We start from the raw sequence: 20,232 nt of genomic DNA on the forward strand, positions 1-20,232 counted from the left end.
CGCCGCGCTGCCTGTCAGGCGATCTCGTCGACGTAGGCAGGCTGACTGTAGGACCGCCCTTGCCACCGCACCTGCACCGGCCACCACCCGCCCTGCGTGACCACGCCCTGCTCGCCGCTACGGACGAACGACCGGCTCACACCGCCGTGATCCTGAAGAGCTACCACGAGCGTACCTGCCTGCAACATGTCGTCTCCATCCTTGAACCGTTGATCGGTACAGGGGAGGTATGCGCGGAGACTGGCCGTTCGTGGGCGGTGTCGCCGGTGTCACAGGTCCGCGGAGGGCCTATCGAGCTGCTGGGGCACCACGCACACGGGGACGCGGCCGTCGTGCACGAGGTGTTCTCCTACGGACCCGAAGAGACTGCCGGCGACGGCCGACCGGTGGCGTCGTCCGATGACGATGAGTGCCGCGGCTTCTCCGCTGCGCTGCAGGACTGCTGCCGGGCGCCCCTGACGGAGCTCCGCGCGCACGCGCAGGTCAGGGAGTTCTCGGCTCACCCTGCGGATGGCAGCGTCCAGTTCGAGTTGTCCCTCGTGCTCCCAGCGTGGCGCCTCCCGCGCGAGGTACACCCTACCGATCGGCGACACGCTCGTCGGTGGTTCCCAGGCTCGGACGAGGACGAGGTCGCCGCCGCGTTGCCCAACTCTCTCCGAGGCGAACTCGAGTGCGCTCGTGGCCGTCTGGGCTTCGACACCGACCACGACGGAAGGAGCGGGAGTGGGCTGCCACCGTTCGGGTACGACCACCACCGGGCCTTTCACCCCGGCCATGACTCGTTCCGCGACACGACCGGTGACGGACGCCCAGACCCGGTCGCTGCGGCGTCCGCCGATCACCAGGATGTCCGATTCGCCAGTCTCCCCAACGAGTCGACCCAGTGTCGGGCCGTTCATGACTTCCTGCTCGATCCTGAGAGCGGGATGCCGCTCGGTGAGCAGATGCCGTGCGATCGTCAGCCGACCCGTTGAACGCTCCGCTGCCTCACCGAACCGCTCGTGGATGGTCACCAGCCGTACTACGTCACCATCCGCGACGTTGTGCGCGATCCACTGGAGCGTGTTCCAGCCCGCCGCGGTCTCGTCGATCGCGACGCTCCAACGCACCTGCTTCAGCATCGTCGGTTCCTTTCTCGTTCCTCGGTCGTCCGCTTCCTTGCGCTCGGCGTGCTCGTCAATGGTCTGACCCCGTGTCCCTGAACCGCATAGCGAGCGCCGAGATCCCGACGACGACGAGCGCGCCGGCCGTGATCGCGACGGCAGCGGCCACGCTCGGCCCCGTGTGAAAGGGATCCACGACGTGCTCGAACGGGCTCAGTCGGCGCAGCGACTCCGGCAAGCCGGCGATGCTGCCGTACTCGCCGACGAAGGCCGCGGCAGCGTAGAGCGACCAGGCGAGCGCCACGCTCGTGCGCGGCACGATCGCGAGGACGAACGCGGACACGGCGAGCATGACGAGCACCGCCGGCAGTTGGCCGAGCGGCGCTGTCGCCCAAGGCGCCGACGTGCCGCCGACCTCCCCCGCGGCGACGGCCGCGACCAGTCCGGACAGCAAAAGCACCACAGCAGCGACCGCGCCGGGGAGTGCAGCGAACGCGAAGAACCACGCCGTGCGGCTGGCACCGCTGACGATCCGGAGATCTGCTCGCGCGCTGGCCTCCTCCCGCCGCAGTCGGAGCGCTCCCTGCACGCACATGGCCGAGACCAGGACTCCGATGGTCTCTGCACCCAGTCGGACGAACGACTCCGACACGTCCTGCGCTCCGCCGCCCATGGCCGTGATCGTCCTCGTGACCGCCGGAGATACGGAAGTGAGCTGGTCGGTGACCACACCCGACAGTGAACCGACGAGCGCACTGAAGGCGAGGATCGCGATCGTCCACGTGACCAGGACCGCCCGGTCGAGGCGGACAGCCAGGCCGAACGCTCCCCGCAGCCACAGGCGGGCATCCGCTCGTCCCGGTCGGTGGCCGATGGTCGCCGACCCGACATCTCGACGGCCCGCCGTGACGACGGCACCCACGCCGGCCGCGACGAAGAGCGTGGGTCCGAGGACGAGGGGCCAGAGCGACTGCTCGCCGAACGGCCGGGTCGCCTGCGCCCAACCGATCGGACTCGCCCAGCTGACCCACGACGGTCGCAGGACCAGCGTGCGCATGTCTGCGGTGCCGGTTGCATCCCCGATGCCCCGGATGAAGTACCACGCCACCAAGACGATGGCTCCCGTGGCGTTGGTGGCGCGTCCAGACGGGAAGAACTGTGCGAGGAGCAGGACGACTCCGGCCGTACCCACCCCGGTGCCCGCGCACGCTGCACCGAACAGCATCGATCCGCCCGGAGGCTCCGCTGTGAGGGCGGTGCCCGATGCAACCGCGACACCGGCGATGGCGTTCCAGGCCACCACGAACAACAGCACACTCACGACTGGTCCGGTCCGGGCCGTCGCGGTGGAGCTCAGAGTGTCCCCGAGACCACTCTCCTCGGCCGCGCGACTGTGCCGGGTGACGAGGAAGACGTTCATCATCCCGACCAGGAAAGCGACGAACGACAGGCTGAGGGCGGTCAAGAACGCCCCAGCAGAGGCGCCGTCAGGTGTCCCTCCGAACACCAGGACGACGGGCGTGGCGAGGAGTACGCGGAGCGTGGCCGCACGAGCGGCTCCGGTGGGGAACGTCGCGGCGACCTGGACGGTGACCAGCGACGTCGTGACCGCGAGCCCCAGGACCCAGCCGACGAGCTGCCACAGGTCTGCCCGGAGGCGTGACCGGACCAGCAGCAGGATCATGACGTGCTCCATGCGGTTGCCGCCGAGACCGACTCGGTCTCGTACTGGTGCAGGAACAACTCCTCCAGGGACGGCGGAGCGATGACGAGACCGGTGACGTCGAGTGCCGCGAGCCGGGGGAGAGCGGCCACGACGTCCGACTCCGCGACGCTGCAGGAGAACCGGGCGCCCGTCACGGAGAGATCGCGCGCTTCGGGCAGGGCGGCGCGCACCTCGCGGATCGATCCTGCGGCGTCGAAGGAGACAGTGGTCCGCGTGCGCCGTCGCAGCTCCGCCATCGAGCCCGTCTCGACCACCCGACCGGCGCGGACGATCGAAACGGTCGTGCAGAGCGCCTGTGCTTCGCTCAGGACGTGGGACGACAGGAGCACGGTCGCTCCAACGTCGTGCGACGCTCGGACGTGTCGCGCGAACACCTCCTGCATCAGGGGGTCGAGTCCCGTCGTCGGCTCGTCGAACAGGTAGAGCTCCGCCGGGAGGAGCAGTGCGGCGACGAGGAGAACCTTCTGGCGGTTGCCTCGCGAGTACGCACGGACGCGTTTCGTGGGGTCGAGTGCGAAATCCTCGAGCAGCGCGGCCCGCTTCGCTCGGACGGGACGGGATCGCACCGCGCCGCCGCGCAACGAAGTCAGGAGGTCGATCGTTTCGCCCCCGGTCAGCCCGGGCCACAGAGCCGCGTCCCCGGAAACGGCCGCCATCCGGCGGTGGAGCGACACCGCGTCGCTCCACGGATCGCCACCGAGCACTCGGACGTCCCCGCGCGTCGCCTTACTGAGACCGAGGAGGATCCGCATGGTGCTGGTCTTGCCCGCGCCGTTCGGCCCGAGGAACCCGTGCACCTCCCCCGCGGCGACGTCCAGGTCGAGGCCATCGACTGCTCGGACACGCCCGTAGCGTTTCTCGAGCCCGCGGATCCGGACGGCGGCAGAGCCCGTCAGCCCGGTCGACGACCGATTCACCGGACGACCGCGACAGGCGTGCGGGACGCGCGGACGACCTGCTCGGTCACTGTTCCGGCCCTCGCGCGCCGGTGTCCCGCTCCGATGACGAGCAATGACGCGGCCTCGGCGGATTCCACGATGCGCCGCGCCGGCGGACCCGCAACGAGTCGCCGGACGACGTCCACGTCCGGCGCCTCGGCGAGAGCGTCCTCCACCTGTTCCTCCAGCATGCGCAACCGACGGGTCCGCTCGACGCCGCCCGGGTCCTCGGCACCATTGCCGTGTCGGGGTGACCATGCGCTGACGGCCACGATCGACTGTCTCGTGCGCCGCGCCTCCTGAACCGCGAAGCGCAGCGAAGGACGCGACGAAGCGCCCGGATCCACCGCGACGACGATCCCGTCCCGACGTGCCCCGCGGGCGAGCGGAACGACCACGACCGTGCAGGGGGCCGCGCCTACGAGGCGGTCCGCGAGCGAGGGCCGCGAGCCACGCGCTGCCGGCACCCCGTCCCGGCCCACGACGAGGACGGAGTCTGCGTCCACAGAAGCGAGCAGCACCGCGGTCGGGTGCCCACGGTGCACCTCGACGTCCACCCGAACGGCGTGGTCGGTGTCGATGACGGCGTTGACGGCCGCCCGCACGGAGAAGTCGGCGGTCGACAGGGACGGCGCGGCAGAGTCCGCTGGGACAGCGTGGACGACGATGAGGCGGTTCGGCCCGCCTTCAACGCGATCCAGTGCCCACGCGAGTGCGCCGCGAGCCGCGGACGACCCATCCCACCCGACGACGAATCGTCTGGTCATCGCTGACCCCTTCCCGGAGGCGGTCGGTACCCCCTCCGCTACGAGGCTGCGGGTCCATCCGCCGCGGGAACAGTGTCGAAGGTCCCGGTGCGCCCGGACCGACCCGGCAACCGTCTCGGAATGGAGAAGCCTGCCAACACCGGTAGGACGTTCGACCCTCCACGGCTCGCTGTGGTCGACCTACCGTCGTGGCAGGCGACCACCGCGGTCGCCAGCCGGGCACAGACCGGAAGAACCTGCCGAGGAGCAACCATGACCAGCTACACCGTCGCGGTCGACGACACCGACGCCGGCTCGCGGACCATCGAATGGATCGACGAGAACCTCCGCCCAGGAGACCGCGTTCGGCTCCTCACGGTCAGCGAGCTCTACTCCGAGACGGTGCTGCGGACCGAGCAGCGGCTCGAACAGGCAGAGACGCGGTTGCGTCGGCGTCACCCTGGGCTGATGGTCGAGCAGTCCGTGCCGGAGGGGCCGACGGTGGAGCGACTGCTGCTGGACTCCGAGGACAGCGACGTCCTCGTGCTCGGTGCCCGTCAGGCGCACGTCGTGCTCGCGACGCTCGGCGGCCGGATCGCTGAACGCGTCGTGGCACGTACCACCGTGCCCGTCATCGCCGTCCCCGAGCACTGGCACCACGGTGCGGGCCCGGTCGTGGTCGGCGTCGACGGTCGGACCGCCTCGGCCGCGCTCGCGTTCGCCGCGGACCAGGCTGCTGTCCGTGGCAGCGAACTCGTCCTCGTCCGGGCCTGGGACATCCCGCTGACGATCTCCCCGTACGCGAACATCTACCTCGCGGACGACCGGGAGCTGTGGGAGCACGAGAGCACGCTCGAGCTCCAGGCCGCGAGCCGTGCCGTGGCGGACCGCCACCCAGACCTCGTCGTCCGCGCGGCTCGTCGACACGGCCAGACCGCGGCCGCACTCCTGGAGGAAGCCGGGGCCGATGCCTCGCTCATCGTCACCGGGCGACGACACCGGACCGCCATCGGGGCGTTCCTCGGAGGTTCGGTCGGTGAAGCGCTGATGCACCGCGCCCACTCGCCGGTCTGCATCGTCCCCCAGCCGGCCGCCGCAGTGCCGGCGACGGCCTCAGCCGTACCCTCGCCGGCGGAGGTGCATTGACATGCGAGACGCTGCGGCTCCCGTTCCGCAACACGTCGTGGTCGGCATCGACGAGCACGAGGCGAGTCTGCGCACGATCGACTGGGTGATCGAACGGGATCTTCCGTCCGGCAGCCGTGTCGACGTCGTCACCGTCACGAACGGATGGTCAACGGATCCCCGCGCCGATCGAGCGCTGGTGGAAGCAGCAGCGGCGCGGCTCCCTGACAGGAGTCACGTGGGCGTCGAGACCCTGGTGCGGTTCGGGGCACCCGACCGCACGTTGCTCGAAGTCGCCGCCGACGCGGACCTCCTCGTGATCGGTAACCGCCGCCAACACCGACTGCGGACGGCGCTCGACGGTTGGATGCCGGAACGCATCCCGACGGTCGCCGACCTCCCGGTCGTTGTCGTTCCCGAGGACTGGGTCCCGGTCGACGGTGACGTCCTCCTCGGAGTCGACACGTCGACGGGGGACGCAGCTCTGCGGTTCGCCGCCGAAGAGGCGCTGCGGAGCCGCCACCGCCTCGGCGCGCTCCGGGCGTGGAAGCTCCCGGTGGCCACAGCGACGGGCGCGTTGAGCGTGCTCGAGGACCCGCAGCTGTACGAGGAGCACAACCGTGCCGTCCTCGCCGACAGCGAGCGACTCCTGCACATGCGGTACCCCGGGTTGCGCCACCGCCCCTTACTCGAGGAAGGGGACCCCGTCGAGCGACTCCTGGCGCACGCGCCGTTCGCCTCGCTGGTGGTCCTCGGACGCCGGCACCGCACCACCATCGGCGGCCTGTTCACCGGTTCCACCGCGCACGGCCTCATCACGCAGGGACGCGCGCCCGTGGCGGTGGTGCCGCAGCGGCGACGTGAACTCCTGGAGCGATGACTGTACCGGGCGTCCCGGGGGCGACGAGGTCGTGGGACCTTGGTCCTACCGCTGACTCCAGCGCTCCTCTACATTGCTCACCGCGGGGCGCCTGATCCGGACCCGAAGCGGATCGAGCGCCCCGGTCCGGTCGAGCGCCCGCACCGCGGTCAGGGACCGCGGACTCCGTTCGATCAGCCGTCCTAGGATCGGAACTTCCACACCCGAAGGGACCTCATGGTCGAACCGCTCGCATTCCCGGATGCTCCGCGTTCCGCACTCGAGCGCACCATCGATGAACTGGTCGACCGTGCGCAGGCGGTGCTCCGCACGCAGGGCAGATTGCGGAACCTCCTCGCCGCGAACCGGCGGATCGTCGAGCACCTGGCCCTCGAGGACACGTTGCACGCGGTCGTGGCCGCGGCCCTGGAACTCGTCGACGCGGAGTACGGCGCGCTCGGCGTGATCGCACCGGACGGCGAGGAACTCGAACGGTTAATCCACGTCGGGATGGACGAGGAGCACGTCCGGCGCATCGGACACCTCCCCCGAGGCAAGGGTGTGCTCGGGGCCGTCATGCAGGACGCGCGCCCCGTCCGGTTGGAGCACCTCGGTGAGGACCCGCGCTCCGCTGGGTTCCCGGCGGGTCACCCGCCGATGGAGGGGTTCCTCGGGGTGCCGCTGCGGGTGCGCGACAAGGTCTACGGCAACCTCTACCTGACGAACCCGCGTCGCGGGCACTTCACGCAGGAGGATCAGGAGCTCGTCGAGGCGCTCGGCGCGACCGCAGGCGTGGCTATCGACAACGCGCGTCTGTTCGAAGAGAGCCAGCTGCGCGAACGGTGGGCGACCGCGACGGCCGACGTCAGTTCGGCGCTCGTCGCGGACGAGTCCATCGAGGACGTCCTCACGATCATCGCCGACCGGGTCCTCGCGTTCGTCGACGCGCACCTGGTCACCATCGTCCTGCCCGACGCCGACGCCGAGTACCTGCAGGTGGCGATCGCGGTCGGTCCTGTCGCGGACCCGGTCCGCGACCGCCGGTACCCCGCCGCCGGATCGCTCGCCGGGCGTGCCATCGACACGGGTGCCGTCGTCGCGGACACGACCGGAACCGCGGTCGCCGGGGTCGAGTGGACGCCCCCGCTCGGGCCGACGATCGCGATCCCGCTCCGGGTGGCCGGCGACGCACTCGGCGCGCTCGTCGTCGCCCGCGGGCCGGGCGGCCCGGTGTTCGCCGACGCCGAACTGGGCATGGCGGGCGAGTTCGGCCGGCAGACCAGCGTCGCACTCGCAGTGGCGCGGGGCCGTCGAGACCGACGGCGCCTGGAACTCGCCGAGGACCGCAGCAGAATCGCCAGGGACCTGCACGACCACGTCATCCAACGGCTGTTCGGATCCGGACTGGCACTGCAGGCGACCGCCCTGCGCGTCCCGGAGGACCTCCGCGACCACCTCGAGGAGCAGGTCAGCGCCATCGACGCGGCGATCGCTGAGGTCCGCACAGCGGTCTTCACGCTCGGCAGCTCCGACCGCCCAGCCGCACGGAGCACCCGGGAACGGCTGCTGGACGTCGTCACAGAGCTCCGCCCAGCACTCTCCCGCCCGCCTCGCATCACCTTCAGCGGTCCGGTCGACATCGACGTTACGGGGGCGCTCGCCCACGACGTCGTCGCCGCGGTTCGGGAGTCCGTCGCCAACGTCGCGCGACACGCCCCGGGCGCGGAATGCCGGGTCGAGGTCGCCGTCACCGACGACGCCGTGCAGGTGGTCGTCGAGGACGACGGCCCCGGTCCCGGGTCGAGCGAGCGTCGGAGCGGTACCGCCAACCTGGCCGCCCGCGCGACGATGCGCGGCGGACGCTACGAGCTCGGCCCCGGGGCCGACGGCGGCACCACCGTCGTCTGGGCCGCACCCCTCGGACGAACCGAACGGAAGGAACCACGATGATCAAGGTGTTCCTCGTCGACGACCACGAGATCGTGCGACGCGGCGTCGCGGACCTCATCGACGCCCAACCCGACCTCCAGGTCGTGGGAGAAGCCGGCACCGTACGCGACACATCTGGCCGAGTGGCGGCGACCCGGCCGGACGTCGTCGTGCTCGACGTCCGCCTCCCGGACGGCAGCGGCGTCGACGCGTGCCGCTCGGTGCGGTCCGCGCACCCGGAGATCGCGTGCCTGATGCTGACCGCGTACGACGACGAGTCGGCGATGCAAGCAGCGCTGCTCGCCGGCGCGTCCGGGTACGTCGTGAAGGACATCCGCGGGCAGACCCTGGTCGAGGACATCCGGCAGGTCGCGGCAGGTCGCAGTCTCCTCCCGGCCGTCCCGGTGGCGCAGGCGGTCGAACGCATCACCAGGCGGCCGGAGGACGACCTGCCGGACCTCACGCTCCGGGAACGGCAGGTGCTCGAACTCATCGCCGTCGGGTTGACGAACCGCCAGATCGGCGAACAGCTCGATCTCGCTGAGAAGACCGTGAAGAACTACGTGTCCGGGCTGCTCGCCAAACTGGGACTCGAGCGCCGGACACAGGCCGCGCTGTACGGCGCCGACCACGGGATACGCAAACCCGACGCACGGTGACACGACAGAGCCCGAGGACGGGATCTCTCGTCCTCGGGCTCTGTCCCTGCGTCCGTTCGGCTCAGATGAGCCACGGCGCCTTGCGAACAGCGGGGAGTCGCTTCCACCAGACACCGAGCCCCCACGTGTCCCCGGCCGAGAGCACGGCGACCACGATCAGCGCGAGCGCGTAGACGATGTGGTAGTCCACGAGCGGGTTCGTCGTTGGTCCCGGCTGGCTGCTTCGCGGGAGGGCGGACGAGGAGGGGCCCGCCGGTCATCGACCGGCGGGCCCCTCCTCTGGTCCTTGGTGGGAGTCAGGGGCGCACGAGGATCTTGACGTGGTCCTCGTTGTGGTGGATCAGCTGGTCGAAGCCCTGCTCGATGAGGTCGTCAAGCGCGATCCGACCGGTTATGAACGGTGCGAGGTCGAGTTTGCCGGACCGTACGAGTTCGATCGTCGCAGCGTGGTCGTTCGCGTACGCGATGGTGCCGCGGAGGTCGATCTCCTTGACGACGAGCTTCTCGAGGTCGACGACGGGCCGGTGGCCCCAGATCGAGACGTTCACGATCGCTGCGCCTGGACGCACTGCGTCGAGGAGGGTGTCGAGCACGACGTCGACCCCGGCGCACTCGAATCCGACGTCGGCCCCGCGACCGCCAGTCAGGGCACGGACTTCAGACGGTACGTCGACCTGGGTCGGGTCGAGCACGTGGTCGGCGACGCCGGTCCGGAGCGCCATGGCCATGCGAGCGGAGCTGACCTCGCTGAGCACGACCGTCAGGCCCGCCGCCTTGCAGATGGCTGCGGTGAGCAGACCGATCGGGCCGCCACCGCCGACGAGCGCGACGTCCCCGGCCCCGGCCCCGCTGCGCACGAAGGCGTGATGTCCGACGGACAGCGGTTCGATGAGGGCCGCTTCGTCGAGCGGAAGGTCTCCCACCGGGTGCACCCATCGGCGCTCGACCGCGATGCGCTCTGACAGGCCTCCACCGCGGCCGGCGAGCCCGATGAAGTTCATGTCCGGCGAGAGCTGGTACTCGGTGCCCGGGTCGGACGGGACGTCATCGCGGATGATGTACGGCTCGACCACCACGTGGTCCCCGACGGCGAGGTCGGTGACGCCCTCGCCGAGGGCCGCGACCGTGCCGGACATCTCGTGGCCGAGCGTGACGGGAGCGGCCTCCCCCGAGATCGGGTGCGGATGTCCGGCCGGCGGGACGAAGATCGGTCCGTCGAGGTACTCGTGCAGGTCGGTACCGCAGATGCCGCACCAGGCGACATCGATGAGCACGGTGCCCGGGGTGGCTTCCGGTGCCGGGACGTCCTCGATGCGGATGTCACCGCGGTCGTGGTATCGGGCTGCCTTCATGGTCGTTGTCTCCTCGTTGTGCTGGTGGATGGTCATTCGTTGTCCCCACCCGTAGCGGCGGACGCGGCGGCGGCCGCGCCGACGCCGACGTTGGCGGAGCGCACCGACGTGGCGTCGTGCGTCGCGGTGTCACCGTCGGTCCACGTCCAGTCGGCGACGTCCGGCGCGTCTTCGCCGTGGGCCCGCGTGTAGGCCCTCGCAGCGACCCGGGCGTCCTGCATCCGTTGGCGGAGTCCGGCGTAGCGGGACCCGAGACCGGGGACGCGATCGAGCACGTCGATCACGAGGTGGAACCGGTCCATGTCGTTGAGCATCACCATGTCGAACGGCGTCGTGGTCGTGCCCTCCTCCTTGTAGCCGCGCACGTGCAGGTTCGCGTGGCCGTGACGGCGGTAGGTCAACCGGTGGATGAGCCAGGGGTACCCGTGGTAAGCGAAGACGACGGGCTTGTCGGTGGTGAAGACCGCGTCGTACTCCGCATCGGACAGCCCGTGCGGGTGCTCCCCCTCGGACACCAGGCGCATCAGGTCGACGACGTTCACGACGCGGACGCGCAGGTCCGGTACCTCGTCCTGCAGGATCGACACGGCCGCCAAGGTCTCGAGCGTCGGCACGTCCCCGGCGCAGGCGAGCACCACGTCGGGTTCCTCGCCGGGAAGCTCGTTGCCCGCCCACTCGAAGATCCCGAGCCCGCGGGTCATGTGGGCGATGGCTTCGTCCATCGACAACCAGTTGAACGTGGGCTGTTTGCCGGCGACGACGACGTTGACGTAGTCGACGGAGCGCAGGCAGTGGTCGTAGGTCGAGAGCAGCGTGTTCGCGTCGAAGGGCAGGTAGACGCGGACCACGTCGGGCTTCTTGTTGACGACGTGGTCGATGAACCCGGGGTCCTGGTGCGAGAGCCCGTTGTGGTCCTGCCGCCAGACGTGCGACGAGAGCAGGTAGTTGAGGGAGGCGATCGGGCGACGCCACGGGATCGTCTTGCTGACCTTCAGCCACTTGGCGTGTTGGTTGAGCATCGAGTCGACGATGTGGATGAACGCTTCGTAGCTGGTGAAGAGGCCGTGCCGCCCCGTCAGCAGGTACCCCTCGAGCCAGCCCTGGCACTGGTGCTCGCTGAGCATCTCCATGACGCGCCCGGCTCGGGCGAGGTGCTCGTCCGACGGGAGGTACTCGGCGTCCCACTGCTTGTCGGTGACCTCGAGCACGGCACTCAGGCGGTTCGACGCTGTCTCGTCCGGGCCGAAGATCCGGAAGCTGTCCGGGTTCAGGCGCACGACCTCGGCCAGCCACTCGCCGAGCACCCGCGTGGACTCGTTGACCGAGCCGCCGTGCGTGGGCACCTCGACCGCGTGGTCGCGGAAGTCGGGGAGCACGAGGTCCCGCTTGAGCAGGCCGCCGTTCGCGACCGGGTTCGCGCTCATCCTGCGGTCCCCCTCGGGTGCGAGTGCGGTCGCGAGCGCCACGGGCGCGCCCGCATCATCGAACAGCTCCTCGGGACGGTAGGAACGGAGCCAGCCCTCGAGCACGTGGAGGTGCTCCTCGGTGTCGCGGGCGTTCGCGAGCGGCACCTGGTGGGCGCGCCAGTTGCCCTCGGCTGGCTTGCCGTCGATCTCCGGCGGGCACGTCCAGCCCTTCGGCGTCCGGAGGATGATCATCGGCCAGGCCGGTCGACCGTCGAGCGTGCCCGCGCCGGCCTGTTCCTTGATGTCGGCGATGTGGTCGAGGACCCGGTCGAGCGTCGCGGCCATGCGGGCGTGCACGGCGCGGGGGTCCTCGCCGTCGAAGCCGCCGGAGACGACGTACGGCGTGTGGCCGTAGCCGCGCATCAGGGCGAGGAGCTCGTCCTCCGGGATGCGGGCGAGGACCGTGGGGTTGGCGATCTTGTACCCGTTGAGGTGCAGGATCGGCAGGACGACCCCGTCGTGCAGGGGGTCCATGAACTTGTTGGAGTGCCAGCTCGTGGCGAGCGGCCCGGTCTCGGCCTCGCCGTCGCCGACGACCGCGGCGACGAGCAGCCCGGGATTGTCGAAGGCGGCGCCGTACGCGTGGGACAGTGCGTAGCCGAGTTCTCCGCCCTCGTGGATCGAGCCCGGGGTCTCCGGTGCTGCGTGGGAGGGGATGCCGCCGGGGAAGGAGAACTGCCGGAAGAGCTTCCGGACGCCGTCCTCGGTCTGCGAGATCCCCGGGTAGACCTCGCTGTAGGTTCCGTCCAGGTACGCGTTGGCGACCATGCCGGGGCCGCCGTGTCCCGGACCCGTGACGTACAGCGTGTCGAGGTCACGCTCCTGGATGACCCGGTTGAGGTGGGCGTACACGAAGTTGAGACCTGGAGTGGTGCCCCAGTGTCCGAGGAGGCGCGGCTTGACGTCGTCACGAGTGAGCGGGCGGCGGAGCAGCGGGTTGTCGAGCAGGTAGATCTGGCCCACGGACAGGTAGTTCGCCGTCCGCCACCACGTGTGCAGCTGATCGAGCACCCGGTCGTCCACCGATCTGCCGGAACCGCGCCGGAATGCTGCTGCCTCCGATCCGGTGGGCGTTCTGGTGATCGTCGTGGTCATGTCGCTCATGCGTCTTCCTCGCTCCCCGTCCGTGGCCGAACGGTCGCGGACCACTCGATCCTCGGCGCCGCTGGGTGCCGCGCGCAGGGTCGAAGGTCCCGCGTGCACGACGGGACCTTGGACTCTGCGGTCTTCGGCGATCGTGAGCGAGGTTGGAGCACATGCACGCAGACGACCATCATCACCGCGTTCCCGAGGCCGAGTGGGAGCGCCTCAAGCGGGAAGCGCGCGACCGCGCCCAGCGACAGACCGAATCGGAGTCGCCGCGCTGCGCTGACGGTGAGCCGAGTGAGTGATGTGCGCGGGACGAAGGTCCCTGGCGCCCAAGCGTTGAGGGCAGCAGGGTCGACCGCATGAACGACTTGCTCAGCACCCTGGTGCTGTCCCGGTGGCAGTTCGGCCTCACGACGATCTACCACTTCCTCTTCGTCCCCATCACCATCGGCATGGTGTTCGTGGTCGCGGTGTTCCAGACCGCCTGGGTCCGCACCGGCCGCGCGCACTACCTGCAGCTGACCCGGTTCTTCGGACGCATCTTCCTGATCAACTTCGCGATGGGTGTCGTCACGGGCATCGTGCAGGAGTTCCAGTTCGGCATGAACTGGTCGACGTACTCTCGGTTCGTCGGTGACGTCTTCGGGGCGCCGCTCGCGCTCGAGGGCATCCTCGCCTTCTTCCTCGAGGCAGCGTTCATCGGCATCTGGATCTTCGGCTGGGACCGCCTGCCCAAGGGCGTGCACCTCGCCAGCATCTGGCTCACCGCACTCGGGACGCTCTTGTCGGCCTACTTCATCATCGCCGCGAACGCCTTCATGCAGCACCCGGTCGGCTTCCGGCTCGACGCGTCCCGCGGTCGAGCAGAGTTGACCGACATCTGGGCGGTCGTCACCAACAAGGTCGCACTCGCAGCGTTCCCGCACACGATCGCAGCATCGTTCATGGTCGCCGCGGCCGTCGTCATCGCGGTCGCCGGCTGGCACCTCGCCCGGAACCAGCACCTCGAGACGATGCTCCCGGCGATCAAGTTGGGCCTCTGGACGATGGTCACCGCCGGGGCCGTGACGCTGCTCACCGGCGACCAGCTCGGCCTAGTCATGGTGGACACGCAGCCGATGAAGATGGCTGCAGCCGAGGCGCTCTACAACACGGCCACCGGCCAGGACGCGTCGTTCTCGATCTTCACGCTCGGCACCCCGGACGGAGTCCACGAGCTGTTCTCGATCCGCATCCCGTACCTGCTGTCCTTCCTGTCGACTCACACCACGCACGGCACCGTCGAGGGCATCCGCGAGCTCCAGGCGCAGTACACGCAGGTGTACGGACCCGGCGACTACTCCCCCACCATCTGGGTCACCTACTGGGCCTTCCGCTGGATGATCGGCTTCGGAGCCGTCTCCGTCCTGCTCGCGATCGCTGGTCTGGTGCTGCTCCGCCGCGGACGGGTGCCGCAGCGCCGGTGGGTGTGGCGGATTGCGGTCTGGTCGGCGCCGCTCCCGATGGCCGCCATGACCGTCGGCTGGATCTTCACGGAGATGGGCCGCCAGCCGTGGCTCGTGTTCGGGCTGCTGAAGACGAGCGCTGGTGTGTCCCCGAACGTGACGGGGGTCGAGGTCCTCATCTCCCTCGTCGTCTTCACCCTGTTGTACGGCGCGCTGGCGGTCGTCGAGTTCCGCCTGCTCCGCCGCGCCGCCCAACGCGCCGACGAGCTCACCCCGCCCGAGGACCCAGCGCAGGACGCTCCTGAGACGATCGCGACGGTGTACTGAGATGGACCTGCCCGTTCTCTGGTTCGCGATCGTCGGGGTGTTCTTCGTCGGGTACTTCGTGCTCGACGGCTTCGACTTCGGCGTCGGGATGTCCCTGCCCTTCCTCGGCAAGGACGACACCGACCGCCGCGTGCTGATCAACACCATCGGCCCCGTCTGGGACCTCAACGAGACCTGGGTCATCGTCGCCGGAGCGTGCCTGTTCGCGGCGTTCCCCGAGTGGTACGCGACGATGTTCTCCGGGTTCTACCTGGCGCTCCTGCTCATCCTCGCGGCCCTCATCGCCCGCGGCGTGTCGTTCGAGTACCGGCACCAGCGCCGGCACCCGGAGTGGAAGCGCCGCTTCGACCTGATGATCATCGTCGGCAGCGCGGTGCCGTCGTTCCTCTGGGGCGTCGCCTTCGGCAACGTCGTCCGCGGCATCCCGATGGACGCCGGCCACAACTACACGGGCACCCTGTTCGACCTGCTCAACCCGTTCGCCCTGCTCACCGGGCTCGCCACCCTCCTGGTCTTCTTCACGCACGGCGTCGTGTTCGTCGCGCTGAAGACCGAGGGCGAGATCCGCGAACGGGCCAAGCGGCTCGCGACCCGCGCGGGCGTGCTCACGATCGTCGTCGGCGCTGCGTTCCTGGTGGCGATGGCGTTCGTCCGAGCGACGCCGGCGAGCCTCGTGCTCTCGGTGGTGGCCGCCCTCGCCCTCGTCCTCGCGGTGCTCTGCAACGCCTGGGGCCGTGAGGGACGCGCGTTCACCCTCATGGCGGTCACGATCGCCGCGGTCGTGCTGGCGATGTTCACGGCGATCTTCCCCGACGTCATGCCCGCCTCGAACGACCCGGCGAACAGCCTGACCGTGTGGAACGCGTCGAGCGGGCAGTACACGCTCACGGTGATGAGCTGGGTGGCGCTGGTCTTCGTCCCGCTCGTGCTCGCCTACCAGGCCTGGACGTACTGGGTCTTCCGCAAGCGCGTTACCCGCACCCACATCGAGGGTGCTACGGCGTGACCGGTGACGGTCTGACGCCACCACGGCCGGTCTGGAGGCGCGCTGCGGGCCCGCACCGCGCCTCCAGACCGTGCCTGGTCGCCGCGTGGACATGGCAGGACGTTGTGCCCTGCCGCCGGTCGCGTCAGGGCGCGATCATCTCCGCATGAGCACGACGAACCAAGTGAGCACGATGACACCCGCGGTCGTGGACCTCGGAGTCCGCGACCTGATTCTTCGCTCCTGGCGCTCGGAACGGTCCCTGGATGCCTCCACACTCGACGCCGCCGTCGACGTCGGCGGCAACCAGATCGTCCTGACCGGTGATGTCGGGTCGTACACCGATCGGCTGACGGCCCACGAGATGGCGGTCGGACAAGCCAGGGGCCTGCTCCCGGTGCGGAACCAGATCGTGGTGCGGCCGATCGAGTGCGATCCGACCGAGCCGGATGCCGTCCTCCGGGTCAGGGTGGAGCGCGCTGTCCGCGAAGCCGCGCCGCATGCCGACGTGACGATCTCCGCGAGCGACCACGTCGTCCGGTTGGCGGGTCGGCTCAGCGGCGACCACGAGCGGCGGCGCGTGCATGCCGCGGCGGCACGGAGCCGCGGCGTGCACTTCGTCGATGACCGCACCACGATCACCGGGAGTGACCTGAGTCCCGGGCGGACTTTGGTCCCTGTCCCCCGTTCGCGGGCCATGGAACCGTCGTCGTCATGAAGAACCAGATCGCTTCCGCACCGCCTCGTCACGGTGCCGTCGGGGACCCGACCGAGAACCCTCCGAGCGTGACCATCGAGCTGTGCCCGACGGAACCACTCGACGTCGAGACGGTACTCGGCATCGGTGCGACGCTCCGCGCCGCCGACCGACTGCGACCACGTGAGCGCTGAGCGCGCGATCATGAAGCCTCGAGCGACGACTCAGCCAGCCCCGGCGGGAGCCGCGGCCGCCGCGCGTCGCGCCTGGTTCGAGCTCGAACCAGGCGCACGCGCGCGACTCCTCAGCGAGATCAGCCACCTCGCGGTGGCGGGGACGAGTGCCAATCGAACGCCGTGCGGAGGGACCGATGCGGCAATCCTCGACTCCCCCGCCGCCCGCTGCGACCGGGCCCTGATCGTCATGGCCGACCTGCTCAGAACAGCGTCCGTTCCTCGGCGACGAACAATGCGCTGCGCGCAGGTCGTGGTCGACAGCGGGTTCCCGTTCGAGCGCGCCGTCGTGTCCGTCGCCGCGGCGCTGATCCTGGGCGAAACGGTCACCTTGGGGTTCGCCGGCGGTTTGGATCGAGCGTCGGCGGCCTACGTTCGGTCACTGGCCGCACTGCTGCCCGGGCGCGTCCTCCGCGTCCGCTTCGGTGATCGGCTCGTGTCGGGTGGGCACGACCGGGTGAGCTGGTTGTCACCGTCCTGCTGCGCGGAGTCCTCGCCGTTCGACCTGCGCCTGCTCGATCAGATCACCTCGGTGCTGCATGCCGACGCACCGCGGCGTGCTGCCGTCCGCATCGACTCCCTTGGGACTTCTGACCCTGCCCCGCGACGAGTAGGCGCGACAAGGTGACTCCACGGGCGCCGATCGGCGGGACACCGGGTCCCGGCCACGCCCGTGAGGAGGTCACCCCATGAAGGCAGCAGTCGTCCACCAGCTCGGTCAGCCTCTCGTCGTCGACGACCGGCCGCTCCCCGCACCCGGCGCCGGACAGGTCCTCGTCCGGATCGTGGCCTCCGGCCTCTGCCACACCGACATCCACGCGGCACGCGGGGACTGGCCGGTCAAGCCGACGCCGCCGTTCGTCCCCGGCCACGAGGGAGTCGGCATCATCGAGGAGCTCGGTGATGCCGTCACGAACCGACACATCGGTGACCGAGTCGCGCTCCCGTGGCTCGGTCATGCCTGCGGACACTGCCGCTACTGCGTGGAAGGCCGCGAGACCCTCTGCGAGCAGCAGCAGAACACCGGCTACTCCATCGACGGCGCCTTCGGGCAGTTCGCGGTCGCGGACGCGGACTACGTCGTCTCGGTCCCAGCTGGCGTCGCACCGGAGGACGCAGCCCCGCTCACCTGCGCGGGCGTCACGACGTACAAGGCGCTCAAGGTCGCCGGGATCACGCCGTCCGAGACCGTTGCGATCTTCGGCGTGGGCGGGCTCGGGCACCTTGCGGTGCAGTACGCACGGGTGTTCGGCGCGCAGGTCATCGGCGTTGACGTCGAGCCGGCCAAGCTCGAGCTCGCCCGCGACCTCGGTGCGGACCGCGCCGTCGACGCGTCCTCCGGCGACGCGGCCGCCCAGATCCAGGAGCTCGGTGGCGCGGACGTCGCCGTCGTGCTCGCAGCGTCGGCCAGCGTGTTCGAGCAGGCGTTCGCCTCCCTGAAGCGGGGAGGACGCCTGGTCTGCGTCGCGCTGCCGGCGGACGGCACGATGAGCATCCCGATCTTCGACACCGTCCTCAAGGGGATCTCGATCATCGGGTCGATCGTCGGGACTCGGCAGGACCTCGCCGAGGTCTTCGCCCTGCACGCCGCCGGACGCACCCGGGTCGTGTCGGTCCGCCGCCCGCTCACCGACGTGAACGAGGCGATGGCCGACGTCCTCGCGGGCCGGGTGCCGGCCCGGATCGTGTTCGACATGCCGCCCGTCCAGCGCGAGCAGATCGTCACCGAGGACGAGTCCACGCCGGCTGGAACGCGATGATCGGCACGGGCCTCGCGGTCCACGACGACCGGACGCTCGACGCGTCCGAGTGCTGGTCGCTCATCGGACGCGTCCGGAGCGGCCGGCTCGTCCGCGGCGCCCTGTCGCAAGCGGAGGCGGTCGTCGTGGACCCCGCAAGCGGGTGCCTCGTCCTCGAGGGACACCGCCTCGGAGAGCTCGGTTCGGGTGGGCGAGCTGTGTTCGAGACGGGTGCCCAAGGTCCGACTGGCGGCTGGAGCGTCATGGTCGTCGGCTGCGCCGAACCGCTGGTCGACCGGGCCGGACGCGGAGGACCTCTGCAGCGTTGGCGCTTCGACGTACGAGAACTCAGCGGGATCGTGTTCACGTCCGGGGCGCTCCAGGCAGCCCGGGCGGACGCCGTCCGTACCTGACCGGCAGGTGCTGCAGGAGGGACGCGCAGAACGGCCCGGTGCGAGCAGCACCGGGCCGTCTCCCTGCTCCGGTCAGATCCTCCCCGCACCGCCGGGCGTCGCGGTGATCGATTCACCACGACGCACGTCCGTCCTCCGTACGACGCGCTCCCACGGACGGGCGTCGGCGATGTCGAGCAGTTGGGCACCGAGCCCGAGGACGATGGTCATCACGGTCACGAGGACTCCGAGGACGGGGATGTGCAGCGCCACGACGAGGACCGCACCGCCCAGGAGCGCCGTGACGACCGGTCCGCGCCGATCACGGAGGACCAGGCGTCCGACCATGAACGCGCTGTACGGGAACGCCGCGAGGGTGAGGAGCAGCAGGACCAACGAACCGACCAGCGCGAGGGGTGCACCGATGACCGTCACGAGCAGGAGGAGCAGGGCAGGCGGAGCGGCGACTGCTGCGACGAAGCCGACCAATGCGGCCTTCCAGGGCGCTGCGCGGAGCCGGTCGGTCACCCGGATGAGCTGCCGAGGGACGAGGAGCCCGGCCGCCAGCGTGATCAGGCTGAGTGCGATGAGTGCGTACAGCAGGCTGACCAGCCAGGACGCGAACGCCTCGCCGGCGGTGGGGCGATCGGTCGTCGAGTTCGGGCGGACGTGCTGCACCGACCCGTCGACGTGGTCCGCACGGATCTGCGCGGTGTGGTCGCTGACGTAGACGACGTCGCCGCCGATCGTCCCGGCGACGGTCAGCCGGTCCACGCTGAGTCGCGCGTCGCGCCTGAGGTCGCCCGCGACGGAGACGGTGTTCGCTGCCGCGACGAGGTCTTCACCGACGGAACCGGACTGCACGATGCTGACGGTGGATGCCGCGATGCTGGCACTACGCCGGATCGTCCCGCTGAGGACGACCCCCTGCGCTGCGAGCCGGACGTTTCCGGCAACCTCGCCTGTGACGGTCACGGTCTGCGCCGCCGCGATGACGTCCCCGGTCACCCGCCCACTCACCGTCACGTTCTGACCGGCGGCGTACACGTCCCCGTCGACGCTCCCCGCGACCTCGACGTCGGTGCCGCTGAGGAACTGGGGGCCGCTGACGCGCTCGGTCGCGGCGATCCTGGACGGGTCGTCCTGTGTCGTCGTGACGGCTGCGGCGGCGCCTCCGGTGATGGCGGTGAGGGCGACGACGATGCCGAGGGCGAGTGCGGAACGCGGAAGGTGCCGGCGCGCGGAGTGCTGGGCTCGGTGTCTGGTCATCATGGCGGCAGTGTCGCGGGCTGGCGGTCGGCACGGCAGGGTCGGAGGTCCTCGATCGGCGCCGGGACCGAGCACCGGTCGGCGGGACCTTCTGCCCTGCTGGCTCCGTCCGCCCTCACCTAGCGTGCGGGGATCGGATGCGGCTGGAGCCGC

Annotated in this window: 18 protein-coding genes; 9 read left to right on the top strand and 9 right to left on the bottom strand. The window is 70.2% G+C overall.

Going from position 1 to position 20,232, the window contains the following annotated elements:
* Positions 1–14: 14 nt before the first annotated feature.
* From HUN58_RS01155 to HUN58_RS01175, 5 genes are all read right to left on the bottom strand, one after another.
* Positions 15–188, bottom strand: coding sequence for a hypothetical protein (locus tag HUN58_RS01155; protein ID WP_167510070.1), 174 nt, complete (start codon positions 186–188; stop codon positions 15–17).
* An 81-nt stretch (positions 189–269) separates the two neighbouring features.
* Positions 270–1,121 carry a universal stress protein gene (locus HUN58_RS01160; RefSeq protein ID WP_180225264.1) on the bottom strand — a complete coding sequence of 284 codons (852 nt, stop codon included), beginning with the start codon at positions 1,119–1,121 and terminating at the stop codon, positions 270–272.
* A 55-nt stretch (positions 1,122–1,176) separates the two neighbouring features.
* Entirely contained in the window at positions 1,177–2,787 is a 1,611-nt protein-coding gene (locus HUN58_RS01165; RefSeq protein ID WP_180225263.1) for an ABC transporter permease, read from the bottom strand.
* The gene (locus HUN58_RS01170) at positions 2,784–3,746 is read right to left on the bottom strand and encodes an ABC transporter ATP-binding protein (RefSeq protein ID WP_229727815.1); all 963 of its coding nucleotides are present in this window, start codon (positions 3,744–3,746) and stop codon (positions 2,784–2,786) included. Before HUN58_RS01170 ends, HUN58_RS01165 begins: the two co-directional genes overlap by 4 nt.
* Positions 3,743–4,534, bottom strand: coding sequence for a universal stress protein (locus HUN58_RS01175; protein WP_180225262.1), 792 nt, complete (start codon positions 4,532–4,534; stop codon positions 3,743–3,745). Before HUN58_RS01175 ends, HUN58_RS01170 begins: the two co-directional genes overlap by 4 nt.
* A gap of 252 nt (positions 4,535–4,786) precedes the next feature.
* Between HUN58_RS01175 and HUN58_RS01180 the strand changes: the two genes are divergently transcribed.
* From HUN58_RS01180 to HUN58_RS01195, 4 genes are all read left to right on the top strand, one after another.
* Positions 4,787–5,659, top strand: a complete 873-nt coding sequence (locus HUN58_RS01180) for a universal stress protein (protein ID WP_167510069.1) — start codon at positions 4,787–4,789, stop codon at positions 5,657–5,659.
* Between the two features lies 1 nt (position 5,660).
* The gene (locus tag HUN58_RS01185; RefSeq protein ID WP_114851138.1) at positions 5,661–6,518 is read left to right on the top strand and encodes a universal stress protein; all 858 of its coding nucleotides are present in this window, start codon (positions 5,661–5,663) and stop codon (positions 6,516–6,518) included.
* Between the two features lie 216 nt (positions 6,519–6,734).
* A complete protein-coding gene (locus HUN58_RS01190) occupies positions 6,735–8,447 on the top strand; it encodes a GAF domain-containing protein (RefSeq protein WP_180225261.1) in 1,713 nt (570 codons plus the stop codon).
* Positions 8,444–9,085 carry a response regulator transcription factor gene (locus HUN58_RS01195; RefSeq protein ID WP_141861493.1) on the top strand — a complete coding sequence of 214 codons (642 nt, stop codon included), beginning with the start codon at positions 8,444–8,446 and terminating at the stop codon, positions 9,083–9,085. The genes HUN58_RS01190 and HUN58_RS01195 overlap by 4 nt, the downstream gene beginning before the upstream one ends.
* 61 nt (positions 9,086–9,146) lie before the next feature.
* Here the strand turns inward: HUN58_RS01195 and HUN58_RS20870 are convergent, their stop codons facing one another.
* The 3 genes from HUN58_RS20870 to HUN58_RS01205 form a co-directional block, all read right to left on the bottom strand.
* Complete coding sequence (locus HUN58_RS20870; RefSeq protein ID WP_257222116.1) at positions 9,147–9,275, bottom strand: hypothetical protein; 129 nt, start codon at positions 9,273–9,275, stop codon at positions 9,147–9,149.
* Between the two features lie 106 nt (positions 9,276–9,381).
* Positions 9,382–10,437 (bottom strand): 2,3-butanediol dehydrogenase, encoded by a 1,056-nt coding sequence (locus HUN58_RS01200; RefSeq protein ID WP_180225260.1) that lies wholly within the window; start codon positions 10,435–10,437, stop codon positions 9,382–9,384.
* 32 nt (positions 10,438–10,469) lie between these two features.
* Complete coding sequence (locus HUN58_RS01205) at positions 10,470–13,007, bottom strand: phosphoketolase (RefSeq protein ID WP_229666700.1); 2,538 nt, start codon at positions 13,005–13,007, stop codon at positions 10,470–10,472.
* 344 nt (positions 13,008–13,351) lie between these two features.
* Between HUN58_RS01205 and HUN58_RS01210 the strand changes: the two genes are divergently transcribed.
* The 5 genes from HUN58_RS01210 (at position 13,352) to adhP (ending at position 18,439) form a co-directional block, all read left to right on the top strand.
* Positions 13,352–14,764, top strand: a complete 1,413-nt coding sequence (locus HUN58_RS01210) for a cytochrome ubiquinol oxidase subunit I (protein ID WP_180225259.1) — start codon at positions 13,352–13,354, stop codon at positions 14,762–14,764.
* 1 nt (position 14,765) lies between these two features.
* On the top strand, positions 14,766–15,770 hold the full coding sequence (gene cydB / locus HUN58_RS01215) for a cytochrome d ubiquinol oxidase subunit II (RefSeq protein ID WP_175329306.1): 1,005 nt from the start codon (positions 14,766–14,768) through the stop codon (positions 15,768–15,770).
* A gap of 145 nt (positions 15,771–15,915) precedes the next feature.
* Entirely contained in the window at positions 15,916–16,467 is a 552-nt protein-coding gene (locus tag HUN58_RS01220) for a BON domain-containing protein (protein WP_208745303.1), read from the top strand.
* A gap of 402 nt (positions 16,468–16,869) precedes the next feature.
* Positions 16,870–17,307: a hypothetical protein gene (locus tag HUN58_RS01225; RefSeq protein WP_147281485.1), complete on the top strand. Its 438-nt coding sequence runs from the start codon at positions 16,870–16,872 to the stop codon at positions 17,305–17,307.
* Between the two features lie 61 nt (positions 17,308–17,368).
* A complete protein-coding gene (adhP, locus tag HUN58_RS01230; RefSeq protein ID WP_208745304.1) occupies positions 17,369–18,439 on the top strand; it encodes an alcohol dehydrogenase AdhP in 1,071 nt (356 codons plus the stop codon).
* A 464-nt stretch (positions 18,440–18,903) separates the two neighbouring features.
* On the opposite strand, the gene HUN58_RS01235 is transcribed toward adhP, so the two are convergent.
* Positions 18,904–20,082, bottom strand: coding sequence for a polymer-forming cytoskeletal protein (locus HUN58_RS01235; RefSeq protein WP_208745305.1), 1,179 nt, complete (start codon positions 20,080–20,082; stop codon positions 18,904–18,906).
* Positions 20,083–20,232: the final 150 nt, after the last annotated feature.

It is taken from the genome of Curtobacterium sp. Csp1, from assembly GCF_013347185.1.

Bases quoted from the DNA above. Each gene is read 5' to 3' on its own strand.
- HUN58_RS01205 (WP_229666700.1), bottom strand. From the start codon at position 13,007: ATGAGCGACATGACCACGACGATCACCAGAACGCCCACCGGATCGGAG.
- HUN58_RS01220 (WP_208745303.1), top strand. From the start codon at position 15,916: ATGAGCACGACGAACCAAGTGAGCACGATGACACCCGCGGTCGTGGAC.
- HUN58_RS01155 (WP_167510070.1), bottom strand. From the start codon at position 188: ATGTTGCAGGCAGGTACGCTCGTGGTAGCTCTTCAGGATCACGGCGGT.
- HUN58_RS01165 (WP_180225263.1), bottom strand. From the start codon at position 2,787: ATGATCCTGCTGCTGGTCCGGTCACGCCTCCGGGCAGACCTGTGGCAG.
- adhP (WP_208745304.1), top strand. From the start codon at position 17,369: ATGAAGGCAGCAGTCGTCCACCAGCTCGGTCAGCCTCTCGTCGTCGAC.
- cydB (WP_175329306.1), top strand. From the start codon at position 14,766: ATGGACCTGCCCGTTCTCTGGTTCGCGATCGTCGGGGTGTTCTTCGTC.
- HUN58_RS01200 (WP_180225260.1), bottom strand. From the start codon at position 10,437: ATGAAGGCAGCCCGATACCACGACCGCGGTGACATCCGCATCGAGGAC.
- HUN58_RS01225 (WP_147281485.1), top strand. From the start codon at position 16,870: ATGGCCGACCTGCTCAGAACAGCGTCCGTTCCTCGGCGACGAACAATG.
- HUN58_RS01180 (WP_167510069.1), top strand. From the start codon at position 4,787: ATGACCAGCTACACCGTCGCGGTCGACGACACCGACGCCGGCTCGCGG.
- HUN58_RS01185 (WP_114851138.1), top strand. From the start codon at position 5,661: ATGCGAGACGCTGCGGCTCCCGTTCCGCAACACGTCGTGGTCGGCATC.
- HUN58_RS01195 (WP_141861493.1), top strand. From the start codon at position 8,444: ATGATCAAGGTGTTCCTCGTCGACGACCACGAGATCGTGCGACGCGGC.
- HUN58_RS01210 (WP_180225259.1), top strand. From the start codon at position 13,352: ATGAACGACTTGCTCAGCACCCTGGTGCTGTCCCGGTGGCAGTTCGGC.
- HUN58_RS01190 (WP_180225261.1), top strand. From the start codon at position 6,735: ATGGTCGAACCGCTCGCATTCCCGGATGCTCCGCGTTCCGCACTCGAG.
- HUN58_RS01175 (WP_180225262.1), bottom strand. From the start codon at position 4,534: ATGACCAGACGATTCGTCGTCGGGTGGGATGGGTCGTCCGCGGCTCGC.
- HUN58_RS01235 (WP_208745305.1), bottom strand. From the start codon at position 20,082: ATGATGACCAGACACCGAGCCCAGCACTCCGCGCGCCGGCACCTTCCG.
- HUN58_RS01160 (WP_180225264.1), bottom strand. From the start codon at position 1,121: ATGCTGAAGCAGGTGCGTTGGAGCGTCGCGATCGACGAGACCGCGGCG.